Below are 19,543 nucleotides of genomic sequence, written 5' to 3' on the forward strand. Positions count from 1 at the left end.
CAATATAAGTTTAATACTTGAAAGAATGAAGCTTGCTGAACTCATTAAAAATCAAATAGATAGATTTGAATTATCACATCTAGAAAAATTAGTCATTGAAATTTCAAATAAAGAATTGAAATTAATTACATTATTAGGATTTGTATTAGGCGGAATTATCGGACTTTTCCAAGGTATAATCGCTATTTTTGTATAAAGAAAAAAATTGTGATACAGTATTAGTTGGAATTGATATTCTAAATACATTTCAATATATAGGAGCGATATTTTATGGCAGAAGTAAATATTTATGACAAAGCAAATGAACTTGAACAAACATTACGTGAGAGTGCAGAATACAACAAAATTAAAGAACAATATGAAAAAGTAAATGCAAATCCAGAAACAAAAAAATTATTCGATGAATTTCGTGAAATTCAGTTAGAATTACAAACAAAACAAATGCAAGGCGAAGAAATTTCAGAAGTAGACATTGCAAGAGCTCAAAAATCAGCTCAAGAAATTGAACAAAATGAAACGATTGCAGAATTAATGCAAGCTGAGCAAGCAATGAGTCAATTAATTCAAGATTTAAACCGTGTTATCATGAGACCTTTAGAAGATATCTATGGTAGCTTAGAAGAAAATCCAGAAGGCGAACAATAAGCCGTGAATGATAAAACCTTGTTAGATACATAAGTGTATCTGACAAGGTTTTTTATTTGATTAAAACGAGTAATAACGGTTATGTTTTGTATCGTATGGCTTGTTATTATGGTAAAATTAAAGCATTAAGATCTATTAATAATTAATGATTCATTTAAAAATACTTGATTAATAAATAAAATGAACGAATCGTGAAAGAGGTTAGCAGAATGATTAAATTTATACATTGCGCGGATTTGCACCTTGATAGTCCATTTAAATCTAGACATCATTTAAGTCCTTCAATTTTAAATGATGTTAAGCAAAGTGGTTATCATAGTTTCAGTAGAATTGTAGATGAAGCCATTAAAGAGCAAGTTGATTTTATTGTTATTGCAGGTGATTTATTCGATCAACAAAACAGAACGCTTAGAGCAGAAGTATTCTTGAGAGAGCAATTTAATAGATTAGAACAAGAACAAATTTTTGTTTATATCATTCATGGTAATCATGATCCATTATCTATAGGTGTACATACAGTATGGCCAGATAATGTTACTGTTTTTAGCGATAAAGTTTCTACATATCAATTAATTACGAAATATGGGCAAGTTGTATATTTACATGGATTCAGTTACCAAAAAGATGCAAGCTACGAAAACAAAGTAGATGAATATCCAGAATCAACTGGGAATAAAGGCATACATATAGGTGTATTACATGGTACATACGCACAAGCATCGGGTGTTACACAAAGGTATACAGAGTTTAATATCGAAGATTTAAATAGTAAACTGTATCATTATTGGGCATTAGGCCATATTCACGAAAGAGCAATGATTAGTGAGCTTTCTCAAATTCATTATCCTGGTAATATTCAAGCACGTCACTTCAAAGAAACGGGTGAGAAAGGTTATTTACTCGTTGAAGGTGATGAAGCGAAATTAGAAGCAACTTTCAGGCCAACGCACTACATTAAATTTGAAAAAGCTGCAATCGAAACTAAAGCAAAAGGAAAACATGCTTTATACGAAGCTATTCAAAAATTTAAAGATAGTGTACGTACTGAAGGGAAAGCTTTTTATCAGTTGGATGTATATGTTAAACATGATGAAATACTTAAACAAGAAGAAATTAATCAAGTCATTCAATTAATACAAGAGTACGAAGAAAATCAAACAAACTTTGTATTTATAGAGCAGTTAAATGTATTTTTCGAACAAGATTCTGAAGTAGCATTAGCAAATGAATTTAATGATGATATTTTAGAAGATGATCAAATTCTAGAAGATGCATTAAGTGATTTATATTTAAATCCTAAAGCTAATCGATTTTTAGAACCATTTAGTGATGTAGATAAGCAAGAATTAATTGATCGTGGAGAAGCAATTTTAAAAAGAAGAATGAGAGGTTAAAGCGATGAAATTAAAATCCTTAGAAATTTATGGTTATGGCCAACTCATGTCTCGAAAGATTAAATTTGACCAAAGTTTTATGCAAATTTACGGAGAAAATGAAGCTGGTAAATCTACAATTCAAGCTTTTATCCATTCTATTTTATTTGGTTTTCCAACTAAGAAAGAAAATGAACCGAGACTAGAACCGAGATTAGGAAATCAATATGGTGGAAAACTAGAACTTGATTTTGATGGACAAAAAGTAGAAATAGAACGAGTTAAAGGAAGAGTAACAGGTGACGTTAAAGTATATTTAGCGAATGGTAAAATTAAAGATGAAGAATGGTTAAAGCAAAAATTAAATTTCATTAATAAGAAGACCTATCAAGGTATATTCTCATTTAATGTACTGGGCCTTCAAGATATTCATAAAAACTTAACTGAAGAACAACTGCAAATGTATTTGTTACAAGCAGGCGCGTTAGGCTCAACAGAGTTCACAGGTATGAGCGATTTAATGCAATCAGAAAAAGATTTATTATATAAAAAGAACGGCAAAAATCCTACATTAAATGTCCAATTAGAACAATTAAATGATTTGGAAATGAAAATTAAAAACGAAGAAAAGAAGATGTCCGAGTATGAAAAGTTATTAAATGAACGTGATAAAGTATCACGTAAATTAAATCTTCTTAAAGATAATTTAGGTAATCTATCAAACAGACTTCAAGGTAAAGAAAAAGAAATTTCTTTACATAAGGAAGCTGTTGAATGGAAGAAACTAGAAAGTAAATTGAATATTGAGCCGTATGTGTTTCCTGAACAAGGAATAGAACGATACGAATCAAGTATGAGAGCAAATGAAAGTATAAAAAGAGATTTAATGTTAAGAAACGAAAAATTAACGCAAGTTACGCATACATTAAATCAAGTGAATGTTATGTCTGAAAGAGACGAAAAAGCATTAAATAGTATACGTCAACGTGAAACAGATATTAAAGAAAAACATCAAGAATTAAAGCAACTTAATAAACAAATAGACGATTATGAACGCGAAAATGAACTGTTACGACAAGATATAGGTTGGAATGAAGAATATTTAGAAGTAGATACATCTGAAGCAATGAAAACACATATCGCTGAGCTCAATAGAATTTATGATGAAAATATAGCAGAACGTGAACAAATCAAACGATCTATGAACCAACAAGATATTGAGCAAGAACGTTATAATCATAATATTGAAAAACTACATAATGAGTTAGTTTCAGATGAAAACTATGAACAAAAGAAAATATATAACCAAAAAGCTTTAGAATTAGGCGAAAAGAAATCACTTTATCAGAAGATGGAAGACAGCTTTATTAAGCAAAAAGAAGAAAGTGAAAAAAGAAGTAAACAAATTCGAATAGGTGCTTCTATCGGAGGAGTACTCTTAATTCTTGTGGCGATTTATGCATTTGTAATGTCACAAATTGTATTCAGTTCGATATTTGCAGTTGTTGGTATCGTTATTATTATATTATCTTTCTTTATTAAATCTAAAGAATTAAATCATGATCAAGCATTTTCAAAAGAGATTCATGACTTAGAAGAAAAAGTTAAACACTTACAACAATTTTATGATTTAGATTTCAATTTAGATGAGCAAACAAAGATGAGACAAACTTTAGAACGATATTATCAGTCTCAAGAAATATTAGCAACGAAACAATCAGAACTAAGTAAAGAACTTGAAATTGTTGAAAATACAATTCAAGAGAAACAACGCGCTTTAAGTGAGACGAAATCAAGCTTACATGTATCTCATCAATTATCATCACAGTTGTTAAATGATGCATTAAAAACAATCAAAAAAATAAAACAAAATCGTTTGGAAATTGATAGATTAACAAAATCTAGTAATGAAATAGATGAATCGCTCAATGCGTTTTATAGAGAAGCAGAAAGTATAGCAAGTCATGCTGGTATTCATTATCAAGCTCTCTCATTATTCCATGATGTTAAACAAGCATTAGATGAGCACCAAAAAGAATCTAATATTAAATCTAGAAACTTAGAGCAAGAAGTATTACTTACTAATGAAATCAATGCATTACAAACTCGCTTGGATGAGAATGATAAAGTAATAGAAACACTATTCAACTATATCAACGTTCAAGATGAAGAGTCTTATTATCGTCATCATAAAGAATATGTAACATATAATGAAGATATGGATAGATTTACTTATTTAACAGAATTACTTAATAACCATAATTATGATTATGATAAAAACACACAATTAAGTTATATGACGATGACGGATTTAGACAATGAGAGAAAGCAACTAGATATGCAGACGGATGAATACAATGATAAATATTTAAACGTACAAGCAGAGTTAAGTGATTTAAATGCCAAGATCAGTCAAATGGAAACAGATGAAACATTATCTACATTAAGACATGAATATCATTTATTAAAAGAAAAAGTAAATGAAACAGCTAAAGACTGGGCGGCTTTAAGTTATCTTCAAAATTTAGTTGAAGAACATATTAAACAAATTAAAGATAAGAGACTACCATATGTAGTTAAAGATGCTACAGATATATTAAGTACATTAACAGAGGGTAGGTACAACCAAGTTATTTATCAAGACCAAACAGTTCAAGTGAGACATCAAAATGGACAAGTGTTCCATCCAACAGAATTAAGTCAATCAACTAAAGAATTGCTGTATATAGCGCTTAGATTTAGTTTAATCAAATCACTACATAAGTATTATCCATTCCCAATTATAGTTGATGATGCTTTTGTACATTTTGATAAACATCGAAAAGAAATTATGATTAACTATTTAATGACGATGTCTAAAGACATACAAATCTTATACTTTACTTGTAACAAAGATAATGACGTACCTCAAAAACAAACAATAACTCTGACAAAAATAGAAGGAGGTAATTAATATGAGAACGATAGAAACATTAAAGCCAGGTGACTCAGTTGATCATTATTTCCTCATTCATCGTGCAACACAAGGTGTAACTGCTCAAGGAAAACCTTATATGACATTGTATTTGAGAGATAAAAGTGGTGACATAGAAGCTAAAGTATGGACTGTTACTAATGATGAAATTAAAATGCTTATTCCTGAAACAATCATTCGAGTTAAAGGTGATGTGATTGATTATAGAGGTAGAAAGCAGATGAAAGTTAACCAGTTTAGGGTAGCAGTAGAAGAAGATAATGTGAAATTAGAAAACTTCTTAGAAGCAGCACCTTTAACAATTGATGAAATGTCAGAGGAAATTATGACATACGTACTAGATATAGAAAATGCAAAGTTACAGCGAATTACACGTATATTACTTAAAAAGTACCATCATGAATACTATACTTTCCCTGCAGCAAGCTCACATCATCATAACTTTGTATCAGGGCTAAGCTATCACGTTGTAACAATGTTAAGGCAAGCAAAAGCATTATGCGAAATATATCCAATACTAAACAAAAGTTTATTATATAGCGGTATTATTTTGCATGATTTAGGTAAAGTTAAAGAGCTATCAGGACCAGTCGCAACGACATATACAGTAGAAGGGAATTTGTTAGGTCATATATCAATTATTAGTGACGAAATTTCTCAAGTTGCAAAAGAACATAATATTGAAGGGGAAGAAGTGCTTTTACTAAGACATTTAGTATTAAGCCATCACGGTAAACTAGAATATGGTTCTCCTAAACTTCCAATGGTTAAAGAAGCAGAAATACTGCATTTTATAGATAATATAGATGCACGTATGATGATGTTTGAAAAACATCTCAAAAAAGTAGATAAAGGGCAGTATACTGAACGTATATTTGCGTTAGAAAATAGACAATTCTATAAACCTGAAACTTTAGATTAAATAATATAAATAAAAAACAGCTCATATCGTTAGAATGATATGAGCTGTTTTTTTATTTTATTTATTGTGCAGACTGTTGTTGTGCAGCTTGCATTTGTTGTTGTTGTAATGCTTCTTCATTTAAGATGTTATCTTCGATTGATTTTTTGATATCTTTATCTTTGTAATCAACTTTGTATTCATCTAATAATTTTTTATAAGCATTAATGATGATTTTTGGATTTTTTTGGATCTTCATTTGTCTATATTGTTCTTTAAGACTTTCTTTTTCTTTCTTAGATGGTTCGCCTTTGTCAGCTTTAATAATATGGTAACCATATTGTGATTTAACAACGTCTGAAGTTTCACCAGGTTTCAGTTTGAATAGAGCTTTTTCAAACGCTTCATCCATTTGTCCTTTTAGAACATAGCCAAGTGAACCATCTTTAGACTTAGTACCTTCGTCTTGTGTTTCTTTCTTAGCTATTTTATTGAACTCATCAGGATTTTCTTTGATTTGTTTAAGTATGTTTTCTGCTTTTTCTTTAGCTTTATCATCACTTAAACCATCTTTAGAATCTTTTGATTTAACTTTAATTAAAATGTGAGAACCTTTTTTAGAATTCTTTTCAATTTCTTTATCAGAGACTTTTACTGCATCATTGATAAATTCTTCTTGATATTTAGCTGTCTTTTGAGAATCTTTAAAATCTTCTAAAGTTGCACCAGGTTTTTCTTGTTGTAGTGCTTCTTCGAATTTTTTCTTACCACCGTATTGTTCAATTTGTTTATCCACTTGCTTGTCTAATTTCTTTGTATCAACTTTATCGTCATATTTGTCTTTTAAGACTTTGTTTAAGACGATTTGGAATGCATTCTGTGCAACTTCATTATTGCCCATTTTGTCTAAAACATCTTGTGATGTGACATTACCGGCTTTAGTTTCTACTAGAGTATCTCCAGAATTGTCTGCATTACCACATGCCCCTAAAGTTAATACTGATGCTGAAAGTGTTACAGGTAACACAATTTTTTTGATTGATTTCATAAATAGAACTCCTTTTGTAAGAATACACTGATAAATATAGCACATTAGAAGCATTTATCCAAAAAAAAAACGGCTAATGTTTGGCATCCAGTGAACATTTTGTTAACAATTCAATACCATTTTTTCTTTCTTCTATATAAGTACCACGTTTAGTAAACAAAATAATTTTTAAATAAAGTAGATCTATAATAGATATACCAATATTGATAGACATGATAAACAATATATAATGCACATATTGGGGGATTATGTTAATAAGCAATAAAGATAGTGTTGTAATTACAACGAAAGGGCAAACAAGTGCCACACAAAAAACTATTTTATTGACGGGTTTATCAACACGAATATTGTATAGCGGCAGAGCTCGTCTTGCTTTAGTTGTTTTATTAATTATAAATGACTTACGATAATAAATGAGTACAATCAAATGCAATAATTTATGGATTGGATAAATTAAGCAAAGGACGAATAAGAATAAAATAAACTTATCGTCCTTTAGCGGTTGTAATTGTAAATAGTTATATATTTCGTAAGTGACTATAAATGTTAGAAATGAAACTAAAGTACTAATCAATACGATTCTCTGTAGTCCATAACGAGACTGTATATTAATTGATTTAGAACATAAAAACATATGATATGTCACCTTCTAAGATAAGATTATCTTGATATTATGACTCATCTGTCGGCGTTTCGTCAAGTAAATATTTTCTGAGTTGTTCATGGTTTTCTTCAATATGATTTATAAAGTCACTACCATAAATTTGACCAACGATATATTTAACATCTGTAAATTCAGGCATACTATACATAACTTTCTCATAATCGGCTGCGATATCGTAAAGTCGGTTCGTATCATTGGTATAGCTCATATATGTTTGGCGCAGTACATCCAATCCTTTATCAGTTAACTCTAAGTATGTTGTTCGTTTATCTTGTTGGCTCTTTGGCATATTTAAGTAACCACGCTTTTCAAGATTTTTAGCAAAATTAAATACAGTTGAAACATGCATAACTCCATATTTACTTACTTCAGAAATAGTTGCCTCATCTAAACTTCTAATAATGATTAAGATATGATGTTCATTGATGTTTAAATCAAATGGTTTAATCCATTGTTGCCAATCCTTCTCAATTGTTTTCCATAAAGCTTTAGATAATTGCGAAACTTTATGTGTGAATAACATTTTTTCAATCATGTCCCGTTCGTTCGTCATAATAATCTCCCCTTTGTTTGTATAATAAAAGCATGATACGTTATGTACCATGCTTACCAATAACACTTTAATAATATAATAATTTTACCACGTTTTCTATTTTTTTAGAAATGGTAGTTTAGTATTTTGAATTTCTTGTTGAATCTCATTGCCACGATTACTAATATTTTCTATGTTTTTTTGAATTTGTTCGATATTTGGATTAATATCTGCTTTGAAATCATTGATCATAGTTTTAATATCTTCACTTAAAGATTGAATAGCAATTTGGCTTTCATCTTTAGTCTTAAGTACATATTCTTTAATTTCTAATGCGTTATCTTTAATTTCACTTAATTGAATTTTAGAACCATCTGCTGTTGATTTTAATTCTGTTTTTAATGTATCACCCGAACGGTCTGTGTTTAAAACGGCAGTTGCAAATCCAGTCACAAGTCCAACGCCAACACCTAAAGCTAGTCTAGAAAATTTCATGATTTGTCCTCCTTGATTTCTCTTACTTATTAAAATACCCATAAAAATGAGATTTATTCATTAAATTAAAGTTGTGCCTGAATTAAACTTTGGATTTCTGCTTTTTTATTATCGTCTATTTTGTCTTCATTTGTATTCCATATGTAACCAAATCCATCAATATCTTCTTTGTATCTTGGTATAAGGTGGAAGTGTATATGAAATACAGATTGTGATGCGTATTCGCCATTGTTTTGAATAATGTTTAAACCATCTGGGTTGAATGCTTTTTTAATAGCGTTTGCAACGATTGGTAATGCTTCTGCAATATGTTTCATCGTTTCAGGATCTGTCTCATATATATTGGGTGAGGCTTTTTTGGGGATGAGTAATGTGTGTCCTTTAGAAACTTGTGAAATATCTAAGAATGCATATACATAATCATTTTCGTAAATTTTGTATGATGGTATGTCACCATCTATGATTTTGCTGAATATTGTTTCTGACATAATATCAACTCCTATATAAATATTAATTACATTATATCATGCTAATTGTATCATCTCACTTGTTAAAGATATTATTTAGTGAATGAATCATATGGAACATGCTACAATATGTTTTGGAGGTGTATTCACGTGACAATAAAAGTGAACAATTTAACGGGTGGATACGGTAAGAAAGCTGTCATCCATGATATTTCTTTTGAATGTAAACCGAACGAAGTAGTAGGTTTAATTGGCTTAAATGGTGCTGGGAAAAGTACAACAATCAAACATTTACTAGGGTTATTAACACCTCAACAAGGTGAGATGTCAATAAATGATGTTGATATTAAAGAAGATATTGAATCGTATAGAAGAAATTTAACGTATATTCCTGAAAGTCCAGTCTTGTACGATGAATTAACTTTAGAAGAACATATTTATATGACTGCAATGGCTTATGGCATCGATAAAAAAACAGCTCTAGAAAGAGCTATGCCATTATTAAAACGACTAAGACTCGATAATGAATTGAAAGTATTTCCGATACATTTTTCAAAAGGTATGAAACAAAAAGTAATGATCGTCTGTGCATTTTTAGTTGAACCTGCACAATATATTATTGATGAGCCATTTTTAGGTCTTGATCCATTGGGAATTCAAACAATGTTAGATTTAATAGTAGAAAGACGAAATAATGGTGCTTCAGTCTTAATGAGTACGCATATACTTGCAACTGCAGAGCGCTATTGTGATAGGTTTATTATATTAGACAAAGGTAAGCTTGTGGCAATGGGTAATTTAGATGAATTAAGAATGAAGACAGGACTAGAAAGTGCTACACTAGATGATATTTATATACATTTAACTCAAGGTGAGCAGTATGAATGATGCAAAGAAATTATTTAACATTCGACGGAATGAAGCATTACTAGAAAAGGTTAAATATAATAAGTTTATTTTTAATGGTCATTTTTTAGTATTTTTAACGATTATGCTTGGCGCTTTTGCATTAGGATATAGTGATTGGTTAAAACACGTTCCTCAAGATGTTAATTACAGTTTAATCATGTCGTTAATATTAGCATTTGTTTCTATTTTTCCTATGAGAACTTTATTTAAAGAAGCGGATAAATTATATTTATTGCCTTTTGAAAAACATATGCGTAGTTATATTAAGAAATCAATTGTATATAGTTATCTTAACAGATTATATTTGCCGGTCATTATATTGGTTATAGGGATACCACTTTTTACTCAAGTGTTGAGTGGTAAGTTCTATTTATACATTTCGTTTATAGTATTAAGTTTTATTTATCCAATATTAGGATTAATTGTAAAGTGGTATTGGATAAAATACGGTCTCGACAATTGGGGAGTAAACGTATTATTATTTATTGTTTATGCTAGCGGTTATTACACAACATTATGTGTTGGTATGTTTTCTGGTTTAGCTACGATTGTTATTTTAGGTGCTGTCATTCTGCTATTAGAAAATATCAATAGGGGTACGTTTTTCCAATGGGAAACATTAATATCAATTGAGTACAATCACAAGATGAACTACTATAAATTTGTTAATATGTTTACTGATGTTAAAGTACTAAATGAAAGAACAGTAAGACGTAGATATTTAGATGTATTTTTAAAGGCACCATCAGTAAATAAATTTAATGATGATAATATGTATAAATATTTATTTATTCGAAGTTTTTTAAGAGGCAAAGATGCATTCTTCGTTGTATTAAGATTTATGATTATTGGTTTATTATTGATCTGGTGGATTGACCAAGCCATTATTTCGGCTATATTGGGTGCAGTTATTATGTACTTGTTGATTTTACAGTTATCTCAATTTTATAAACAACAAGCTTATGGCTTATGGCCACAAGTTTGGCCTGTAAGTGAAAATAAAGTAATTACGGGTTATCATCAATTTTTAAGATTAATGATGTGGATATTAGGCATAATATTATCGACTATTTACGTAATTAAATTTACAGATTCGTTCTACTTTATTGTTTTATTCTTTATAGTAGGGTGGTTAACGATTGATTCAACTATTAAAAAGTTAAAAAAACATCAAGAATTACTGAGAGACTAATCAACTTGAAATAAATATTTATCAATAAAAAGAACGCACATAACTTTGTTTTTATACAAAGTATGTGCGTTCTTTTTTGAAGTATGAGTATCGTTTATAAACATTATAAATATATGCTTATGCTGGATTACTCATCTTCTTCCGGACGATACCAATATTTCGTGTAGTTTGCAGTTGAATATTGATCAGCACCAGAGAATTTTCTCGTTGCTTCTCTAGAGAAATACTCTGCAAAGAACGCTGACTTAGCAAAATCTTCATAAAGCTCATTAGAATCAAATCCAATGAGTATCATAAAAGTATCACCTCTTCTTGGTTGTAAAAGTCTGAATGACTCAAACCCTTCGAATTGGTCAAATTGGCTATCTAAGCCAATATAATGATTTTCGAATCGATGTTGCATTTCTTCAGACACTGGAATGTAGCTAGCTGCGATAAATTCATGATTGTAAAATTCACCTTTAGATTCTATTACTCTGTATTCTCTTGGTTGGGAAAATACTGATTCACCAGTTGTTTCATGTATTAGTACAGTAGTGTCTTGTCTTGTGTAATGATGAATATTTTCATCTGGATACTTATTCAATAAGCCATGGAGATACTCGTATGTACCGGTTGTTATATAACATTTCATTTTATGACCTCCTAATTATCTTTAATTTGATTATATACATGTAATGAATAAAATCAAACAGTTAAATCAACATTTTGTATAATTTATGACTTTTTTAACACATAGATTACTTTATAATAGAATATGTTAAAATAGATTGTAATGATTATTATGAGGTGAATGAAATGAATAAACCGTTCAACGATACAATTTTAAAAGCTGTAAATAATGAAGAAACAACGCATACCCCAGTTTGGTTTATGAGACAAGCTGGTAGATCTCAACCAGAATATAGAAAGATTAAAGAAAAATACTCATTATTTGAAATAACGCATCAACCTGAATTATGTGCTTATGTTACAAAATTGCCAGTTGATCAATATAACACTGATGCTGCCATTTTATATAAAGATATTATGACACCATTAACAGGAATTGGTGTTGATGTAGAAATCAAATCAGGTATTGGTCCTGTAATTCATAATCCAATCAAAGATATTAAAGACGTTGAACGTTTAGGTCGAATTAATCCAGAAGAAGATGTGAAATATGTTCTGGATACAATTAAACTGTTAACTGAAGAACAATTAAATGTACCATTAATTGGTTTTACTGGTGCGCCCTTTACTTTAGCAAGCTACATGATTGAAGGTGGCCCATCTAAAAATTATAATAAGACGAAAGCATTTATGTATCAACAACCTGAAACATGGTTTAAATTGATGGATACACTTGCTGATATGGCAATCAAATATACACATGCTCAAATCGATGCTGGTTGTAAGATGATTCAAGTCTTTGATTCATGGGTTGGTGCATTAAACGCTGAAGATTATCACTATTTCATTAGACCATCAATGAATAAAATATTCGCAGGTATTAAAGAAAAAAATGTACCAGTCACAACGTTTGGTGTTGGGGCAAGTCATCTTATAGAAGAATGGAATCAATTACCGGTTGATGTTATCGGACTTGATTGGAGACTTCAAATTAAAGATGCACGCGCAAAAGGTATAACAAAAGGTCTTCAAGGTAACTTAGATCCTTCTATCTTATTAGCACCATGGGATGTTATTGAAGAAAGATTAGTACAAATATTGGATCAAGGACTTATGGACAATAATTACATCTTTAATCTTGGGCACGGTGTATTTCCAGAAGTTAAACCTGATACATTAAGAAAAGTTTCGCAATTTGTACATGATTATTCTCATAATTACAAGAAAAACCAATAATTTGGGAAAAACATCATTTATTTAAGTAAAAGGGAGAATAGAAAATGAGTAAAAAAGTTGGACTATTAGTTATGGCATACGGTACACCATACGAAGAAAGTGATATTGTACCTTATTATACGCATATAAGACATGGTAGAAAACCTTCAGAAGAGCAGATTGAAGATTTAAAAGGACGATATAAAGCAATAGGTGGTATTTCACCATTAGCTGGTACAACACAAATGCAGGCAGAAAGTTTATTAGGCGCATTAAATGATGCATATACTGACACTGAGTTTAAATTATATATTGGTTTAAAACATATCAATCCATTTATTGAAGATGCAGTAGAGCAAATGAATCAAGATGGAATAGAAGAAGCCGTTACAATTGTATTAGCACCACATTACTCTAATTTTTCAGTAGGTAGTTATAATAAACGTGCTAAAGAAGAAGCGGATAAATATGGCATTAAATTGTATCATGTAGAACAGTTTTATAAAGAACCTTCATTTATTTCTTATTGGACAACTAAAATTAACGACACATTACAGATGATTCCAGAAGATAGCCATGAAGAGACAGTGCTTATTGTTTCAGCACATAGTTTGCCAGAAAAAATTAAAAAAGCAAATGATCCATATCCTGATCAACTGGAAGAAACAGCAAAAATATTAAGTACAGAATCAAATGTTAAACATGTATCAGTTGGATGGCAATCAGAAGGACAAACTGGAGAAGCTTGGTTAGGACCAGATGTTCAAGACCTTACACGTGATTTATACAACACACATGGTTATAAACATTTTATTTATACACCAGTTGGATTTGTTTGTGAACATTTAGAAGTACTATACGATAATGATTATGAATGTAAAGTAGTATGTGATGAGTTAGGTGTAAATTATCATAGACCACCAATGCCAAATACTGATCCTAAATTTATTGAAGCAATGGTAGAAGCTATTAAGAAAAAATTCTAATTCAATATATGAATAAGAAAGAAGTGAACACTATGACGAAGCGTGTTGCAATAATAGGGGCGGGGATAACTGGGTTATCTGCTGCCCATTATTTGAGAAAAGAAAATCCAGATCTTCAAATAGATGTTTATGAGAAAGAAGATAGAGCAGGCGGTAAGATTAAAACTTATCGAAAAGACGGTTATACAATTGAACTAGGGCCTGAATCTTATCTTGGAAGAAAAACAATCATGACGGAATTAGCTGAAGAAATTGGAATTGCTGATGATTTAGTGACAAATAAGACAGGTCAATCCTATATTTATAGCCACAATAAGCTTTACCCTATACCAGGCGGCTCTATAATGGGGATACCAACAGAAATTAAACCATTTATAAAAACGCAACTTATCTCACCAGTTGGTAAACTTAGAGCTGGATTAGATTTAGTTTTACCTGTAAAACCAATGAATATTGATATTTCAATTGGACACTTTTTTAGACAAAGACTTGGTGATGAGGTACTTGAAAATTTAATAGAACCATTAATGGCTGGTATTTATGGTGCAAATATTGATAATTTAAGTTTAAAAACAACGTTTCCCCACTTTAAAGAACAAGAAGAAGACACAGGAAGTTTAATTAAAGGTATGATAGCTCAGAAAGCTAATCGTCAATCTAATAATAAAGTGACCGTAAAACCTAAAGGTCAATTTAAACAATTTAGAAATGGATTGGAATCGTTTATTAAGACTTTACAAAGTAATTTAGAAGATAGAAACGTAAACATATATTTAAATACGCCAGTTCAAAATTTTACACAAAAAGAAAATAAATCATTTTTAACTATCAATAATGAAGAAATTGAATATGATGGTGTAATAGTAACAACACCGCATCAGCATTTTGTTAAATGGTTTAAAGATGATTTAGCACTAGATTATTTTAATTATATGCCATCAACAAGTGTTGCAACTGTCGTCATGGCATTTGATAAGGAACAAGTAATAAACGATAAAGATGGTACAGGATTCGTTATTGCGCGTACAAGTGATACTGAAATTACAGCATGTACTTGGACAAACAAGAAGTGGCCACATACAACTCCTGAAGGTAAAGTGTTATTAAGAGCATATGTAGGTAAAGCTGGATCCAACATTATTCATCATAAAGATGAAGAGCAACTTAAAAGAGTTGCACTGAATGATTTAAATAAAATTATGAAAATAAAAGGGGAACCAGAATTTTATATTGTTACGAAGCTTCCTCATAGTATGCCACAATATGAAGTAGGGCATATTGATCGAATTAATGATATTAAAGATCATATTGAAACAAATTATCATAATTTAATCATTACAGGTGCATCATTTGATGCAGTTGGCCTTCCAGATTGTGTTCAAATGGCTAAAAATGCAAGTAATCAAATGATAAATTATTTGAAATAATAATGTGAAAGTGGAAAGATGAAATGATTTTCAATCAATTTTAGATGTCATTTCATCTTTTTTTTGCTTTTTAAGCACAGATTTTGGACATCATTATTTTCCGTTTAGTGACATATGTATCAAAGATGTTAAAAGTTCAATATTAATATTAAAAAAGTAAAGAAATAGCATTGACGACTTTACTATTTCTATATATAATTAAGTAGTTCTCAAAGAGAGGCCCCTTGGTCAAGCGGTTAAGACACCGCCCTTTCACGGCGGTAACACGGGTTCGAATCCCGTAGGGGTCACCATTTTTTAATAAAAGAAATTTAATATTTTCTTGACATAATATTTATAAATGTGTTATATTAAAAAGGTAGCCAATTTATTTATTATTAACGCGGGATGGAGCAGTTCGGTAGCTCGTCGGGCTCATAACCCGAAGGTCGGTGGTTCAAATCCGCCTCCCGCAATACTTTTTAATGCTGGTCCCGTGGTGTAGCGGTTAACATGCCTGCCTGTCACGCAGGAGATCGCGGGTTCGATTCCCGTCGGGACCGCCATTTTTTTAATTTGGCTCAGTAGCTCAGTCGGTAGAGCAAAGGACTGAAAATCCTTGTGTCGGCGGTTCGATTCCGTCCTGAGCCATACTTTTTACAAGTATGGCGATTGTGGCGAAGTGGTTAACGCATCGGATTGTGGTTCCGACATTCGTGGGTTCGATTCCCATCAGTCGCCCCATATTTAATTTTTAAGCGGGTGTAGTTTAGTGGTAAAACCTCAGCCTTCCAAGCTGATGTTGTCGGTTCGATTCCGATCACCCGCTCCATTATTATTCCACAGTAGCTCAGTGGTAGAGCTATCGGCTGTTAACCGATCGGTCGTAGGTTCGAGTCCTACCTGTGGAGCCATAAGGCCCCTTGGTCAAGCGGTTAAGACACCGCCCTTTCACGGCGGTAACACGGGTTCGAGTCCCGTAGGGGTCATATAATCAGAAGTGAAATATCGCTTCTGATTTTTTTTATGGAGAGTTGTCCGAGTTGGCCGAAGGAGCACGCCTGGAAAGTGTGTAGGCGCCACAAGCGTCTCGAGGGTTCGAATCCCTCACTCTCCGTTTGTACCTTAATATTCAACCCTTCCAAGACGTTGATATTACTGAGTTTACTTGCACTAGGTAAGTAAACTCAAGCTAGCAAGTGTCAAAAAGTGTCAAGAGATTAATTCTCTTACTTTTTGCCCTTGCTTTTTTTATGTTCATCAAGTACATGTGAGTTGCATGTGGATAATTTATATATCTGAAGATAAGTATGATTATAATACTATTTGTATTATTATCGATAAGAAAAGATTAAGAATGAAAGTTCTGGTATATATTGAAATTTGACTCAAAATGAGAAATATTATAATATGGAGTTGCAATACACGATTTTAAATAAATTACCATTACCCTGTCTAGCGGAAACTAGATGGGGATATTTTTTTCTTTAACCCTTACATAACTAAAAAAGATAAGCTCCTATTTATTGTTTGACATATTATGTAAATCGCTTTAATGTTTTTAATGATTAAAAAATATATACAAGGAGCATTTATGGTGAATAAAAAATTTATTATTATGTGTTTATTTGGAATCCTTATTTTTTCTTTAAATGATAAAGAAGTTCGTGCTGATATCAACAATAAAGATATTGTCACTGACACATTGAATGGCAATCACTTATTTACTTCAAAGTTTGAGCGAGCTAACAGTAGCTGGTGTACGGCTATAGCTGTCGGAAATAACAGTTTTCTAACATCTGCGCACTGTATAGAGTTTAAAGATTCAAAAGAACCTCTGGGTTATGTCTATCCAGCACTATCAGGTGCCTCTATGCCTTTAAGTTATTTTGCTATAACAGAAGGCATTACGTATAAGGAGAATAGTCAAGTTAGAGTTGATGACATAGCAATAGTTAAAAGCAGTGATTTAAATACCTCATTTAATTACTATATGAAAGATAAAGAACTAAAAATTAAAGTGGTTGATAAAGTTGATGATTTAGTTGGTAAGAATGTATACACAATCGGATACGCTTCGGATACGGGAAACAATTATCAAATTAAACGAAGAGGGGCAATTACGAAAAACTGGAATAATGCCTTTAAAGTTGATGTGTCAGCTTCGGGCGGTCAATCTGGATCGGGACTATATTTAGAAGACACAAATGAGCTCATTGGAATATTAGAAGGTGGGGATAAAAATACTGCGTTTTTTACCCCAATCACAAAAGAAATAAAAACATGGATAGATAATAATAAGTAAGCATAATTTATTATTTGATTAATACAACAAGTTGATGATAATAACACATTTAAATTTGAAGATAAATTTATATCAGTAACAAGTTATAGAAAATTATAAAAGACAATATTAGAAAAATGATGTAGAAAGAGATAGCTTAATGAGAAAAGAAATACTATTGTTTATTTAGAAATAAATAAACCTTAAATAAGTGGTATAGTGAAGATAAAGAAAACAAAGTATGGAATAAAGAAGAATATCATAAATTCCTAGACGAACTAAGTGCTGATATTATATGTAACAGGAGGTGGGACATATTGAATAAGTCCCACCTCCTCTGTATATTGTTAGTAGATAAGTGAACTAACAATTTGCTTTATATCAAGCTTTTTCAATTATAGTCACCCATTCTGAGGGACAACGAAATACTTTTGAATAAGATTCGAGTTGTATTAATAACCATTATAATATCATAAATTCTTAAAATATAAAGAGGAGTGTTGGAATGAGAGCTGTCCAGTTAGAGAAATATAATAAAAATTTAGAAGTACATGTTAATAATATAGATGTCCCAGAAATTAAGTCGAGTGAGGTGCTGGTTAAAGTTTCTTATGCTGCAATAAACCCTTTAGAAAAACTGATTATATCTGGGGATGTAAAGTTAATACAAGATTATAAAATGCCGGTTACTTTAGGTAACGAATTAACGGGAATTATCACTGAAATTGGTAGTAAAGTCACTGATTATTATGTTGGAGATAAAATTTACACAAGATTACCCATTGACAAAATTGGTGCATTTGCAGATTATATTGCAATTGATACAAATGCTATCGCAAAATTACCGGTTAACTTAAATCTTAAAACTGGTGCTGCAGTTCCATTAACAGGCTTAACCGCATATCAAGCCATTACTGAAGAATTACAAGCTGAATTTGGAAAGACGTTATTTATTCCAGGGGGGTCTGGCAGTTTCGGACAAATGGCTGTACCAATAGCAAAATCTTTAGGATTAAAAGTAATTGTATCTGGAAGTCCAAGAGTAAAGGATCAATTTATCGCAAAAGGTGTAGATCAATATATAGATTATAAAAGTGAAAATTACTGGGAAATGTTATCTAATATAGATTATGTGATTGATACACTAGGGCCTAAAGAATTTGATAAAGAATTATCTGTAATGAAACCTGGGGGAACAATAGTCAGTTTAATTAATGCTCCCAATAAGCATTTTGCTGAAAAAAGGGGTTTTTCAGCATTTAAGAAGATGCTATTTGGAGTTGCTGGTAAAAAATTTGATAAAAAAGCAAAACAAAAATCCATAGATTATCGCTTTATTTTTGTACGTTCAGATGGTGAACAATTGAAAGATTTAGGTGAAATTATCGAAAGAGATAATATTATACCAGATGTAGATGATCAAGTATTTACAATAAGGGAAATTAATAAAGCATTAGACTATACATTTAATCATCATACAAATGGGAAAGTTCTAATAAAAGTTGATGAGACACAGGGAATATTTTAAAGTTCAAAATTACGCATAATTGTTGAAATGTCTCATGCATTGGTATTCTATAGAAATTGATTTACTCAATAAGTACGATGTGTTTATGTGTCTCAATATACAAGGTATTATTAATTCATCTTTTAATCCAATTTATCAGTTGTGAAGGTTTATAACACCTAATAGTGCATATCTTTTCTTTAATAATTTTTAAATTGACTTTTATATAAAGTGGATATAAAATTTTTAAAGAATATATCTTATATATAGGGTGTATTATACTTGTTCTTCATAGTAAAAGATAATGCGAGGCGAATTTAATTTGTTTATTTC

18 protein-coding genes and 9 tRNA genes are annotated in these 19,543 nt (G+C 30.8%); 21 read left to right on the plus strand and 6 right to left on the minus strand.

The window, feature by feature from the left end; genetic code table 11:
* The 5 genes from CD111_RS07740 to yhaM form a co-directional block, all read left to right on the plus strand.
* Positions 1 to 196, plus strand: a 196-nt coding sequence (locus CD111_RS07740; RefSeq protein WP_142380942.1) for a DUF445 family protein, incomplete at its 5' end; no start/stop codon positions are given.
* Positions 197 to 270: 74 nt separating this feature from the next.
* The gene (locus CD111_RS07745) at positions 271 to 645 is read left to right on the plus strand and encodes a YlbF/YmcA family competence regulator (protein ID WP_095087215.1); all 375 of its coding nucleotides are present in this window, start codon (positions 271 to 273) and stop codon (positions 643 to 645) included.
* A 209-nt stretch (positions 646 to 854) separates the two neighbouring features.
* Entirely contained in the window at positions 855 to 2,039 is a 1,185-nt protein-coding gene (locus tag CD111_RS07750) for a DNA repair exonuclease (RefSeq protein ID WP_095087217.1), read from the plus strand.
* A gap of 4 nt (positions 2,040 to 2,043) precedes the next feature.
* A complete protein-coding gene (locus CD111_RS07755) occupies positions 2,044 to 4,971 on the plus strand; it encodes an ATP-binding protein (protein ID WP_095087219.1) in 2,928 nt (975 codons plus the stop codon).
* Between the two features lies 1 nt (position 4,972).
* Complete coding sequence (yhaM, locus tag CD111_RS07760; protein WP_095087221.1) at positions 4,973 to 5,914, plus strand: 3'-5' exoribonuclease YhaM; 942 nt, start codon at positions 4,973 to 4,975, stop codon at positions 5,912 to 5,914.
* Positions 5,915 to 5,975: 61 nt separating this feature from the next.
* Here yhaM and CD111_RS07765 read toward each other — a convergent pair whose 3' ends face one another.
* The 5 genes from CD111_RS07765 to CD111_RS07785 form a co-directional block, all read right to left on the minus strand.
* Positions 5,976 to 6,941, minus strand: a complete 966-nt coding sequence (locus CD111_RS07765; protein ID WP_095087223.1) for a peptidylprolyl isomerase — start codon at positions 6,939 to 6,941, stop codon at positions 5,976 to 5,978.
* A gap of 73 nt (positions 6,942 to 7,014) precedes the next feature.
* Positions 7,015 to 7,575, minus strand: a complete 561-nt coding sequence (locus CD111_RS07770) for a DUF3267 domain-containing protein (protein WP_095087225.1) — start codon at positions 7,573 to 7,575, stop codon at positions 7,015 to 7,017.
* Positions 7,576 to 7,612: 37 nt separating this feature from the next.
* Complete coding sequence (locus tag CD111_RS07775; protein WP_095087226.1) at positions 7,613 to 8,158, minus strand: HTH-type transcriptional regulator Hpr; 546 nt, start codon at positions 8,156 to 8,158, stop codon at positions 7,613 to 7,615.
* 96 nt (positions 8,159 to 8,254) lie between these two features.
* Positions 8,255 to 8,632, minus strand: a complete 378-nt coding sequence (locus CD111_RS07780) for a YtxH domain-containing protein (protein WP_095087228.1) — start codon at positions 8,630 to 8,632, stop codon at positions 8,255 to 8,257.
* A gap of 65 nt (positions 8,633 to 8,697) precedes the next feature.
* Positions 8,698 to 9,120: an HIT family protein gene (locus CD111_RS07785; RefSeq protein ID WP_095087230.1), complete on the minus strand. Its 423-nt coding sequence runs from the start codon at positions 9,118 to 9,120 to the stop codon at positions 8,698 to 8,700.
* A 129-nt stretch (positions 9,121 to 9,249) separates the two neighbouring features.
* On the opposite strand from CD111_RS07785, the gene CD111_RS07790 reads away from it, so the two are divergent.
* Together CD111_RS07790 and ecsB are read left to right on the plus strand one after the other, a co-directional pair.
* Positions 9,250 to 9,987, plus strand: coding sequence for an ABC transporter ATP-binding protein (locus CD111_RS07790; RefSeq protein ID WP_095087232.1), 738 nt, complete (start codon positions 9,250 to 9,252; stop codon positions 9,985 to 9,987).
* Entirely contained in the window at positions 9,980 to 11,200 is a 1,221-nt protein-coding gene (ecsB, locus tag CD111_RS07795; RefSeq protein ID WP_095087234.1) for an ABC transporter permease EcsB, read from the plus strand. The genes CD111_RS07790 and ecsB overlap by 8 nt, the downstream gene beginning before the upstream one ends.
* A 127-nt stretch (positions 11,201 to 11,327) precedes the next feature.
* Here the strand turns inward: ecsB and CD111_RS07800 are convergent, their stop codons facing one another.
* Positions 11,328 to 11,834, minus strand: a complete 507-nt coding sequence (locus tag CD111_RS07800) for an antibiotic biosynthesis monooxygenase family protein (RefSeq protein WP_095087236.1) — start codon at positions 11,832 to 11,834, stop codon at positions 11,328 to 11,330.
* Between the two features lie 164 nt (positions 11,835 to 11,998).
* Here CD111_RS07800 and hemE point away from each other — a divergent pair, with 164 nt between their 5' ends.
* The 14 genes from hemE (at position 11,999) to CD111_RS07870 (ending at position 19,231) form a co-directional block, all read left to right on the plus strand.
* Complete coding sequence (gene hemE, locus CD111_RS07805) at positions 11,999 to 13,048, plus strand: uroporphyrinogen decarboxylase (RefSeq protein ID WP_095087238.1); 1,050 nt, start codon at positions 11,999 to 12,001, stop codon at positions 13,046 to 13,048.
* Positions 13,049 to 13,092: 44 nt separating this feature from the next.
* Positions 13,093 to 14,013 carry a ferrochelatase gene (hemH, locus tag CD111_RS07810; RefSeq protein ID WP_095087240.1) on the plus strand — a complete coding sequence of 307 codons (921 nt, stop codon included), beginning with the start codon at positions 13,093 to 13,095 and terminating at the stop codon, positions 14,011 to 14,013.
* A gap of 8 nt (positions 14,014 to 14,021) precedes the next feature.
* The gene (gene hemY / locus CD111_RS07815) at positions 14,022 to 15,440 is read left to right on the plus strand and encodes a protoporphyrinogen oxidase (protein WP_308629173.1); all 1,419 of its coding nucleotides are present in this window, start codon (positions 14,022 to 14,024) and stop codon (positions 15,438 to 15,440) included.
* A 218-nt stretch (positions 15,441 to 15,658) separates the two neighbouring features.
* Positions 15,659 to 15,733: transfer RNA gene (locus CD111_RS07820), tRNA-Glu, on the plus strand.
* 88 nt (positions 15,734 to 15,821) lie between these two features.
* Positions 15,822 to 15,895: transfer RNA gene (locus CD111_RS07825), tRNA-Met, on the plus strand.
* A 14-nt stretch (positions 15,896 to 15,909) separates the two neighbouring features.
* Positions 15,910 to 15,985, plus strand: a tRNA-Asp gene (locus CD111_RS07830).
* Positions 15,986 to 15,997: 12 nt separating this feature from the next.
* Positions 15,998 to 16,070, plus strand: a tRNA-Phe gene (locus CD111_RS07835).
* 17 nt (positions 16,071 to 16,087) lie between these two features.
* Positions 16,088 to 16,163, plus strand: a tRNA-His gene (locus CD111_RS07840).
* A gap of 14 nt (positions 16,164 to 16,177) precedes the next feature.
* A tRNA-Gly gene (locus CD111_RS07845) sits at positions 16,178 to 16,251 on the plus strand.
* A gap of 7 nt (positions 16,252 to 16,258) precedes the next feature.
* Positions 16,259 to 16,333: transfer RNA gene (locus CD111_RS07850), tRNA-Asn, on the plus strand.
* 3 nt (positions 16,334 to 16,336) lie between these two features.
* Positions 16,337 to 16,408, plus strand: a tRNA-Glu gene (locus CD111_RS07855).
* Positions 16,409 to 16,447: 39 nt separating this feature from the next.
* Positions 16,448 to 16,536, plus strand: a tRNA-Ser gene (locus tag CD111_RS07860).
* Positions 16,537 to 17,016: 480 nt separating this feature from the next.
* Positions 17,017 to 17,724 (plus strand): trypsin-like peptidase domain-containing protein, encoded by a 708-nt coding sequence (locus tag CD111_RS07865; RefSeq protein WP_158245688.1) that lies wholly within the window; start codon positions 17,017 to 17,019, stop codon positions 17,722 to 17,724.
* A 484-nt stretch (positions 17,725 to 18,208) separates the two neighbouring features.
* The gene (locus CD111_RS07870) at positions 18,209 to 19,231 is read left to right on the plus strand and encodes an NADP-dependent oxidoreductase (RefSeq protein WP_095087244.1); all 1,023 of its coding nucleotides are present in this window, start codon (positions 18,209 to 18,211) and stop codon (positions 19,229 to 19,231) included.
* Positions 19,232 to 19,543 lie beyond the last annotated feature (312 nt).

The sequence above is a fragment of the Mammaliicoccus stepanovicii genome (assembly GCF_002902525.1).
GTDB classification, from domain to species: domain Bacteria; phylum Bacillota; class Bacilli; order Staphylococcales; family Staphylococcaceae; genus Mammaliicoccus; species Mammaliicoccus stepanovicii.